7 protein-coding genes, 1 tRNA gene and 2 pseudogenes are annotated in these 9583 nt (G+C 40.1%); 5 read left to right on the forward strand and 5 right to left on the reverse strand.

Going from position 1 to position 9583, the window contains the following annotated elements:
• From CRJ00_RS16320 to CRJ00_RS16340, 5 genes and pseudogenes are all read right to left on the reverse strand, one after another.
• A pseudogene (locus tag CRJ00_RS16320) lies at nucleotides 1-191 on the reverse strand (IS5/IS1182 family transposase); the annotation flags it as partial.
• A gap of 161 nt (nucleotides 192-352) precedes the next feature.
• Nucleotides 353-429: transfer RNA gene (locus CRJ00_RS16325), tRNA-Ala, on the reverse strand.
• 27 nt (nucleotides 430-456) lie between these two features.
• Entirely contained in the window at nucleotides 457-2367 is a 1911-nt protein-coding gene (locus CRJ00_RS16330) for a DUF3857 domain-containing protein (protein WP_099367818.1), read from the reverse strand.
• Nucleotides 2367-4334, reverse strand: coding sequence for a transglutaminase domain-containing protein (locus CRJ00_RS16335; protein WP_099367819.1), 1968 nt, complete (start codon nucleotides 4332-4334; stop codon nucleotides 2367-2369). Before CRJ00_RS16335 ends, CRJ00_RS16330 begins: the two co-directional genes overlap by 1 nt.
• Nucleotides 4335-4452: 118 nt before the next feature.
• Complete coding sequence (locus CRJ00_RS16340) at nucleotides 4453-6225, reverse strand: ABC transporter ATP-binding protein (protein WP_099367820.1); 1773 nt, start codon at nucleotides 6223-6225, stop codon at nucleotides 4453-4455.
• A 149-nt stretch (nucleotides 6226-6374) separates the two neighbouring features.
• Here CRJ00_RS16340 and CRJ00_RS16345 point away from each other — a divergent pair, with 149 nt between their 5' ends.
• The 5 genes and pseudogenes from CRJ00_RS16345 to CRJ00_RS16365 all read left to right on the forward strand — a co-directional run.
• On the forward strand, nucleotides 6375-7445 hold the full coding sequence (locus CRJ00_RS16345; protein ID WP_099367821.1) for a Glu/Leu/Phe/Val family dehydrogenase: 1071 nt from the start codon (nucleotides 6375-6377) through the stop codon (nucleotides 7443-7445).
• A gap of 48 nt (nucleotides 7446-7493) precedes the next feature.
• Nucleotides 7494-8444 (forward strand): transcription antitermination factor NusB, encoded by a 951-nt coding sequence (nusB, locus tag CRJ00_RS16350; RefSeq protein WP_180268515.1) that lies wholly within the window; start codon nucleotides 7494-7496, stop codon nucleotides 8442-8444.
• 10 nt (nucleotides 8445-8454) lie between these two features.
• Nucleotides 8455-8898 carry a DUF1573 domain-containing protein gene (locus CRJ00_RS16355; protein WP_099367823.1) on the forward strand — a complete coding sequence of 148 codons (444 nt, stop codon included), beginning with the start codon at nucleotides 8455-8457 and terminating at the stop codon, nucleotides 8896-8898.
• 28 nt (nucleotides 8899-8926) lie between these two features.
• Entirely contained in the window at nucleotides 8927-9244 is a 318-nt protein-coding gene (gene yajC, locus CRJ00_RS16360; RefSeq protein WP_099367824.1) for a preprotein translocase subunit YajC, read from the forward strand.
• 150 nt (nucleotides 9245-9394) lie between these two features.
• Nucleotides 9395-9583: pseudogene (locus tag CRJ00_RS16365) on the forward strand (IS5/IS1182 family transposase); the annotation flags it as partial.

The following is a 9583-nucleotide window of genomic DNA, read 5'->3' on the forward strand; positions in this document are numbered from 1 at the left end:
TATTTGAACATCTTGATTGGACTTTCAGCGTTGCGTCCATTGGTCCGGCAATACTTCTCCAAAAGTTCGTCATGTATAAAACTGAAATCGATAAGATCGTTGATTTTGCGAAGTAGATTGTCTTTTGGGACAATGATATCGTACAATCCTGAATAGGAACTGAACTGTATTTTTTGTTGGGTAGAGAGCATCCTGATGTCCGTTAAAGCCTACTTTAAGATACGAAAAAAGGAGCAGAAAACTGTTGTTTTCTACTCCTTTTTTTGCCCAATCTAAAAGAGGACTTTTTCAGTGCCCTATCATTTGATCACCTCTTTTTTTGTTTCTATACCTATTTTTCCTATAAGTGTTTTGGTGGAGAATACCAGATTCGAACTGGTGGCCTCTTGCCTGCCAGGCAAGCGCTCTAGCCAACTGAGCTAATCCCCCAAGGCAAGCCAAATATAGGATATTTTTTTATTTTTTATCAATTAATGGTAAATTATATCGAATATCATCACTTTCTTTTGCGAATCTATTCAGGTTCACGAAGGCTTCATATTTATCGGCTGGATAGGTACCTTCCTTGATTTCAATTTTTCGATACGTTTTAATGGTTTTCCCTTCCACTTTGGTCGTCAATTTATAGGACCCAATCTCATTCTCCATTATTTTTTCGGCTGGGATGATCTTTGTATCGACCCCATCATCCATGACAATTTCGATTTCATCAATATCCGTATAACCACGGGAAATCTTCAATACTTCTTGCCTATTTCTGATTTCGGGGATAGCAGGGGTCTTGTTAAAGATATTTGGGATCAATACGAGTATACTTCCATTCAATAGGCCATAATTATCGATCGTTAGGCCTATTTTCTCATTCAATTGATGCTTTTTGTTCTGCTCGATCTTATACTCGACCTGATTAAACCCAATCCGGTTGATGTTATACCATCGTCTGAGGTTTTCGATCTGTTTATCTCTATTCTCCTTCACATTGGCAAAATGGTTCTCAAACTGCCAACCTGTATAGGTTGTTTCCATTTCTCCAGTTAATTTTCCGGTTTTATCCATACGGAACTTCCCAACTCGGTGTTGAATGCTCTCGTGATAAGGATAGGATTTGCTGCGCATCACTTTACCTCCCTCAGGCGTACAGGCCAATACCAAACGATCATCCGTGAAATCGCCTAAGTAACCAAAAGGCATATCCTGGTTAGTACATTCTAACCAAGTAGTGTCATTGGCAAAAGGAAGACATAGGATGATGTGATTGCCATCCTGCAGGTTGGCAAAGGTAGGGTTGATATCCACTTTTTCATTACCCGCTTGTACGATGGTATAATAGGAGGGGATATCCACCGCTTCCAATAGGGCCTGCATATAATTTACCAACGCCTTGCAGTCTCCATAGCCTAAGCGATCTACCATTTCGGCAGGGAAAGGTTCATTACCTCCTATACCAACCTGTATGCTGATGTACCTGGTTTTCTTTTGCATGAACTCATATAATGCTTTGGCTTTAGCTTTTGGATCTTCGAGGTCTTTCACGAGGTTTTTAGCCATGGCAACCGTTGCCTCAGGCAAAATCCTTTTTCCCTTCAATAAATTTTCATTCATCCAAAGGCCATAACTCTTCCAATCGTTGAACTGTCCACTTTTTTTGTAGAATTGGAATTCCTCTGGAACCACCATCACCTCAATCCCAGTGATATGTCTTCCAGGGCTATAAGCTTCGTTACGTATAGCTTTAAGGTTTTCTGCCTGCCAGGTGTAGCTGCTCCATTTGTCTACATCCTCCACTTTGGGCTGTCCATCAAAATTCTGGCTATTGATGCGCAGTTTGCTGTTCTTAGGGACGATGATTTTGTAGGTGCTTTTTTCCACCGATACATCCTTGTACCAATTTGGATTCCAGCTGGGCATGGCCAGGTTCTGCGAACTCTTGTATTCGTAACTATAGGAAATACTATAAGGATAAGTATTGATGTGGGGTTGATAAGATTTATACCGACTATCATCAAAAAGATTGGAACCTGAACTGGCACTCTGATCATCAAAATCCCTTAAACTGAATTTTTTGATCTGTTTGCCAAATTGGTCCAGGATTTCCCCTTTGATTTCCTTAATCTGTTTAGATTTATCATAGAATACCACAATCGGCGCATATTCATCCCCACTTTGATTATGGATGGTCAATACTTTATTACCCTTGATGATCACATCTGTCGGCGATTTCATATGGATCTCCATATTGTCTTCCCGATAGGTTGCAACCGCACGGCTCAGTAATTCCTTGGGGATGGATTCCACTTGGTATTGTCCAAAGGAATAATGGCAAAGACCAAGTAGCAAAACGATTATATATAGGATATTTTTCTTCATTATTTAAGGAATGTAAATGCAGTTTGCTGTTGTTGGATAATTCTGGAGAAAAATTCTTTCAGGTGGAAGTATTCTTCTGGAGAATAGATAGGATGGTTCAGATTGGTAGTCTGTTGGACCATGATCGAATTGCCTTCGATGGCAGAACGATAAACATAACGGGCAGCATTTTCTGGTAATGATAGGGCCGTATTCTTAGGACCATTATCTAATTTATAGCCTTCTGGAATCATAATGTTAACATTATACACTTCAGACATGACCGCGCCTAAATCTACATGGTAGTTCCGTTCTTCCAATAAAAAGGGATTTTTCGTCATCCTTTCAATCAGGATAGGGTTGATGACCAATCGATTTCCTTTCATGTTTTCCTTAAGGTCCAATTCAAAATCCAATACTTCGACCAGATCTTTATCCAACGAGTCTACATAACTGACCGTACTTTTAAGGATTTTAAAATCGGTGGTCTTCTCCATCAACTTTTCTTCGTATTCTTCATGACTTGGATATTCAGTGATATCCTGTCTTTTTCTATAGGCATCCAATCCACTTAACTGCGCTCTGATCGTACCTTTCAATTTCCCATCAGGACTGATATTGGCTAGAATATTGAAAGTTTTTTTAGCTACTACCTCGTTTTTCAAAGGTACCCAATCTGATTTCCCTTTACCGTACATTGCACGGCCGCGATCGTTGATCATCAGCAAGGAGAGCTGGCCGAAAGGCAAGAATTTATTGGTCGCATCCAGTAGATAATCTTTCCCATCTATTTTAGCCAAGCAGATGACCGCATTGAAATCGGCGTTTACGGGATATATATAACTCGGAATTCCCCTATTTCGGGTGGCTGTAATAACAGGATATGCCTCTATATCCATGGCATTTAATCCCGCAACTAAACCTAAATTGATATCTGCCAAATTGCCCCTTTTATCTTCTAAGGTTTTCTTGACCCCAAATTCTGCGTATTTACCAAAGTTTTTGTTCCATACCACATTTCGCTGTAAATAACTATATAGCGCTTTCGCCTGATCAAGTTTGGTCTGATGTTCGGCCAAGATCTTGGCGTTGATCTCCTTGAACGGCCCCTTAGCTTTTATTTGCCCACCAAAATCCTTATCATTTAGCAGTTCCGTGTCGATATTATCCCAGGTACGGGTGTAATTCTGTTTGGCACCGTTCGGATCGGTATAGGTCCTTAATTCAAAATCAATGGCAGAAATATAATTTATGGGTGCCAACATAAAGGACTCCTCCTTAAATGCAGGCATATTCTGCATGATATAGGTCATCTTCGAGCAGTCAAAACGAGCTCCGTTCCAAAGGAAATGCTGGTTCAGCACTTCCGATTTTTGCCCGGATAAAGGTTGATGACCTTTCAAGGTCACATTATATTCGAAATTGGATGGGATGACCGCAATATATTCACTATAGAGATTGGGGATGGATCCCTGGAATTGCCAATCTTCAAAATTATGAACGAGCGGGGAATACTTTTTATAGGAATACTCAATGATGGAGTTTTCTTTGATGTTTGGTAAGGTAAATTTCGTGGTGTTGTAGAACTCCGCTGTCTTTTCATAAAATATGTTTTTTCGTTGGAGTTCCGTTTCCTGTATCGTATTGTTTTCCAGGTTCAAGGTCCTGGCTTTGATTTCTGTTAGGTACTCCTCGGTTGAGCCTGATTTGTACAAGGGAATCTCCACGGTAGCATATTTATCACCATCCTTGTTCAAGATCTTTAATCGAACATTATAGGTATGCACAACCATCAATCTTCTTTCTGCGTCCAGTACTTCAAGTTCAGTTCTACCGTATTCATGCAGGATAATTGCATCGGCGGAAGTATCTATTTTAGAATGGTCTTTTTTGAATTCTTCCTGTTGGAGTTTGGGTAAGAAAGCATCTTGCCCATAGGTAATACAGCATGCGAAAAGCATACTAAGGCTAGTTAAAAGAAATCTCATAATAATTGATAATAATTAGTCTAAAGTACGCTGGTTAAACGAACTGAAGGTTAAATTTAGTTTAATAATTTGTTTAAAAACCCAGTGTTAAATTAAGCAAAAAATAGGAATTGGCAAATTATGATTCTAATAATTGTTTTTCATATAAGGAAGCATATTCTCCTTGTTGGTTAAGTAGCTGAATATGCGTCCCTTGCTCGATTATTTTACCATCCTCTAGGACAAGGATATGGTCTGCATTTTTAATGGTGGAAATACGGTGGGCAATGATGATGGAGGTTTTGCCTTCCATGATACGGCCTAGGTTATGGAGTATTTCTTCCTCTGTTTTGGTGTCTACGGCCGAAAGACAATCATCGAAAATGAGGATCTTAGGATCTTTTACCAATGCCCTTGCAATGGAAACCCGTTGTTTCTGGCCTCCGGATAAGGTAATTCCGCGTTCTCCGATATGGGTGTCAAAACCTTCTTCAAAACCTATGATATTATCATATACCACAGCGTCCTTAGCCGCCTGTTCTACGGCCGGCATATCGACCTTATCTAAACCGAATGCTATATTTCTGGCGATGGTATCCGAAAATAGGAAAACCTGCTGTGGAACAAAACCAATCTGTTCGCGAAGGGAATCCATTTTAAGGGATTGGATCTGATGTTGGTCGAATTTGATGGCTCCCTTATCCACATCATACATGCGAAGAAGGAGATTGGCCAAGGTTGATTTCCCTGATCCTGTACGGCCAATAATGGCCATCGTCTTCCCAGCCGGGATATGAAAACTGATGTTGTCGATAGCCTTGATTCCAGTATCTGGATAGGTGAAAGATATATTGTCGACTTGGATGTCGCCGTTCAGATCTGCTTCAATATGCCCGTCCTTGATCTCGGACTTCGTCAATAGGAATTCGTTGATGCGTTTTTGGGAAGCTGCTGCCCGTTGGAAGAGGGAAGTTACCCAAGCTAGGGACATGGCCGGAAAGGTCAATTGATTGACATAGATAATGAACTCGGCAATATTACCTGCTGATATGGTTCCTTTATTCACTTCCAAACCACCCACATATACGGTGATGATGGTACTGAAACCTACAAGGAATATGATAAGGGGAAAGAAGATTGCCTGTACCTTCACCAGATTCAGGTTGATGTCTTTGTAATTATCACTTTCCTGTTTAAAATTTGCCATTTTATCGGCTTCCAGGGTATAGGTCTTGACCACACGGATGCCTGAAAAGGTTTCCTGTACAAAGGAAGATAATTGGGATAATTGTCTTTGTATGCGTTCGCTTCGTCTATTGATCACCTTATTGACAAAAAGGATGATCACGGATATGATGGGAATAGGGATCAATGAATAGGTAGCCAAAGTAGCATTGACACTATACATCGCATAAATGATCATAATAGAGAGCACCACAGTGTTGATGGCATACATGATGGCGGGCCCCAAGTAATTCCTAACCTGGTTAACATCTTCCGTAGCACGGTTCATCAGGTCACCGGTATTGTTCCGCCGGTAAAATGCAAAATCCAATTGCTGATAATGCTGGTAGATCTCGTTCTTGATGTCGTATTCGATATGCCTGGATGTCAGGATCAAGGTTTGGCGCATCATGAATAGAAATATACCCCTAATGATGGATAAAATCAAAACCACTGCACCAAAAAAGAGGAGGCTATTACCAAAAATACGATAGATGAGATCCTGTCTGTCGAAACCATCGTACAACCTATACATATCGATGTTTTCCTTCACCAGGTCAAAAGCCTCGCGGATGACCTGCGCCGGAAGGATTCCAAAATAGTTGGAGATAATTACGAAAATCACCCCTGGGATAATCTTCCAGCGATATTTATAGAAAAACTTGTTTAGGTATGACAGTTCCTTCATTGAAGCAAAAATAGGTTATAATTTTAAATATCTGCTGTTGATTTATCGGCTATCTGTCATGAATTAATACTTTTATTAATATTTTACGCCATTTCGCCGAAGAAATAAATAATTTGCTAATTTTGTAGCTGTAAATTTTTATAAATTTTATGGATAAGGAATCTACCTCGCTATTTGATTTGATGCGTGTGTCTGATCATCAGAACATTTTCATTTGTAATGATAAAGAAGTTGGCTTGAAAGCTATTGTGGCTATTCACGACACCACACTAGGCCCAGCCATCGGCGGTGTCCGCATGTTGCCGTACGAAACGGAGGCAGATGCCATCGAAGACGCATTACGTCTATCTAAAGCTATTTCCTATAAAGCATCTTTAGCAGGGTTGAACCTTGGAGGTGGATCTGCGATTATTATTGGTAATAATCGTACTGAGAAATCAGAAGTGTTGATGCGCCGTTTCGGTCGTTTCATCAACGGATTGAATGGTAATTTCATCGCATCTTCCGATGTGGGTACTACCCAAAAAGACCTGGAATATATCTACGCTGAAACTAATTATGTTGCAGGATTGCCGACATCCTTAAATGGGGCAGGTGATACCACGGTATTTGCGGCAAAAGGTGTTTATTACGGTATTAAAGCGGCTATCAAAGAGCTTTATGGTGATGATAACCTGGCAGGTAGAAAGATTGCTGTTCAAGGAGTAGGAAGCGTAGGCGAGCATTTGGTTTCCCTATTGCGTGCTGAAAATGCCCGTGTATATGTTTCGGATATGACCGAAGAGCGCAAGATGAAGATTGCTGCTAAATACAAAGCAGAGCCGATCACCTATTCTACCAGCTTTGAATTGGACGCTGATGTCTATGCACCATGTGCATTGGGAGGTACGGTTAATCCAGACACCGTTCCACGCATGCGTTGTAAGATCATTGCAGGTTCTGCCAATAATCAATTGTTGGAAGAGGATCGTACATTGGAGTTATTGAAAGAGAATAACATCCTTTATACACCGGATTTCTTGATCAATGCCGGTGCATTGATCTCTTGTTTCTCCGAATTGGAAGGATACGGTGCAGACCGTACCGATCACTTGATCCGTTATATCTATACAATGACGCGCCACGTGATCCAAAAGGCCAAAGAAGAGAATATCTCTACGCATCAAGCGGCGAAAGAGCTAGCTGAAAAGCGTATTCAGGATATGAAAAAATTAAAATAAGATAGTATAATTTCGTTCTTTATTACCAATCGTTCTTTTTAAATTATTATGCTAAATAGAAGACACCTACGCGTAAAGGTCATGCAGACGCTGTATGCCTACAGCTTGTCGGAAGACAAGAGTATCGTCAATTTTGAAAAAGGTTTGCTCAAAAATGTCGAAGAAGTTGATGAGATGTATATCTGGACACTGAATCTTTTGGATGAAGTGGCAGAATATGTTTTGGTCGACGTGGAAGGCATTGCCAATAAATGGATCCCTTCGGATAAGGATAAAACCTATTCATCCACCAAGTTGAACAACAATACCTTCATTGATTCCCTACGTCAGAATAGAGAATATCTGGAGAAAGTAAAACGTTATAAGGTCGACTGGAGCTATGATCCTGAGATTGTGCGTTCCATCTATTCCCAATTAAAAGATTCGGCAGAATACTTGGCTTATCTGGAGTTGGAAGATCGTTCCATTGCCGTAGAGAAGGATATCATTAAATATATCTTCAAGAAGATCATTTTGAAATCTCCGGATATCGAACAGGCATTGGACGAGCGTTTCATCAATTGGCAGGTCGATAAAGAGGTGTTGCAGGCGATGATCGCCAAAACGTTCAAGAATTTCAGCAGTGAGGTTCCGGCGAAGAATAAATTGGCAGATCTTACACCAAGCTGGATCGAGGACAAGGATTTTATCCTAGACCTATTGAAGCTTTCGGTAAAATATGCCAACGAATATCAAGAGATGATTGCTGGAAAAACCAAAAACTGGGAGTCGGATCGTATTGCTTTGATCGATAACCTGCTGATGCGCATGGCGATTACCGAATTGATCAATTTCCCGACCATTCCGGTGAAAGTGACGATCAACGAATATATTGAATTATCCAAGTCTTTCAGTACCTTGAAAAGTAGCACCTTTATCAATGGTATATTAGATAAAATCTTAGCAGATCTTAATGCCCAACGTCGTATCAAGAAAGAGGGTAGAGGTTTGATCGCTTAAAAGCAAGCTTATGAAAAAATTAATTCTACCCCTAGCTGCCCTGGCATTCATGGCATCTTGTAATAACGCCCCAAAAAATGAGGCATCTGATTCAAATGCGACTACTGAAACTTCAGCAGCCACTGCCAATGAAGGTATTGGCGTGATCAAGTTCGAGGATGCAGCTTTTGATTTTGGATCTATCAAAGAAGGGGAAGTGGTAAAACACGATTTCATCTTTACCAATACTGGGAATGCTCCAGTAATTTTGGCGCAGGTATCGGCCAGTTGTGGCTGTACCACACCGAAATATACTTCTGAGCCGGTTCTTCCAGGTAAAGAAGGCGTGATCACGGTTGAGTTCAATAGTGAGAACCAGGTAGGTCAACAACAAAAAATCATTACGGTTGCTTCCAATGCAGAGTCTAATATCATGACCGTGCAATTGAAAGGAACAGTAAATCCTAAATCTTAATAAATCAATAAAAATAAAATAAATACATATGATCTCTACAATTTTATTGCAAGCAGCAACAGGTGGTGGTATGATGCAGTTTCTTCCCATGATCTTAATCGTCGTGGTTTTTTACTTCTTCATGATCAGACCTCAGATGAAGAAACAAAAAGAACATAAAAAATACATTGAGGAAATTGGTGTTAATTCAAGAGTAGTTACTACAGCGGGTATCCACGGAAGAATCGTTGAAGTTAGCGAAAAAACCTTTTTAGTAGATGTAGGTTCTGGCGTGAAGATTCGTTTTGATAAATCTGCCATTTCTTTGGAAGCTTCTAAAGCTTTAAATCAAGAAAAGACAGCTTAATTTTTTAAGCCTTAGAAATAAAAAAGCCATGTATGAATTTTGAGGGCACTGAAAAAGTCCCCTTTTAGAATGGGCTAAAAAAAGGAGTGGAAAACAACAGTTTTCTGCTCCTTTTTTCGTATCTTAAAGTAGGCTTTAACGGATATCAGGATGCTTTCTACCCAACAAAAAATTCAGTTCAGTTCCTATTCGGGATTGTACGATATCATTGTTCCAAAAGACAATCTACTTCGCAAAATCAACGATCTTATCGATTTCAGTTTTATACATGAGGAACTTTTGGAGAAGTATTGCCAGACCAATGGGCGTACAGCAGAGAGCCCCATCAAGATGTTCAAG

The organism is Sphingobacterium sp. 1.A.4, assembly GCF_002734245.1.
Classification (GTDB): Bacteria; Bacteroidota; Bacteroidia; order Sphingobacteriales; family Sphingobacteriaceae; genus Sphingobacterium; species Sphingobacterium tenebrionis.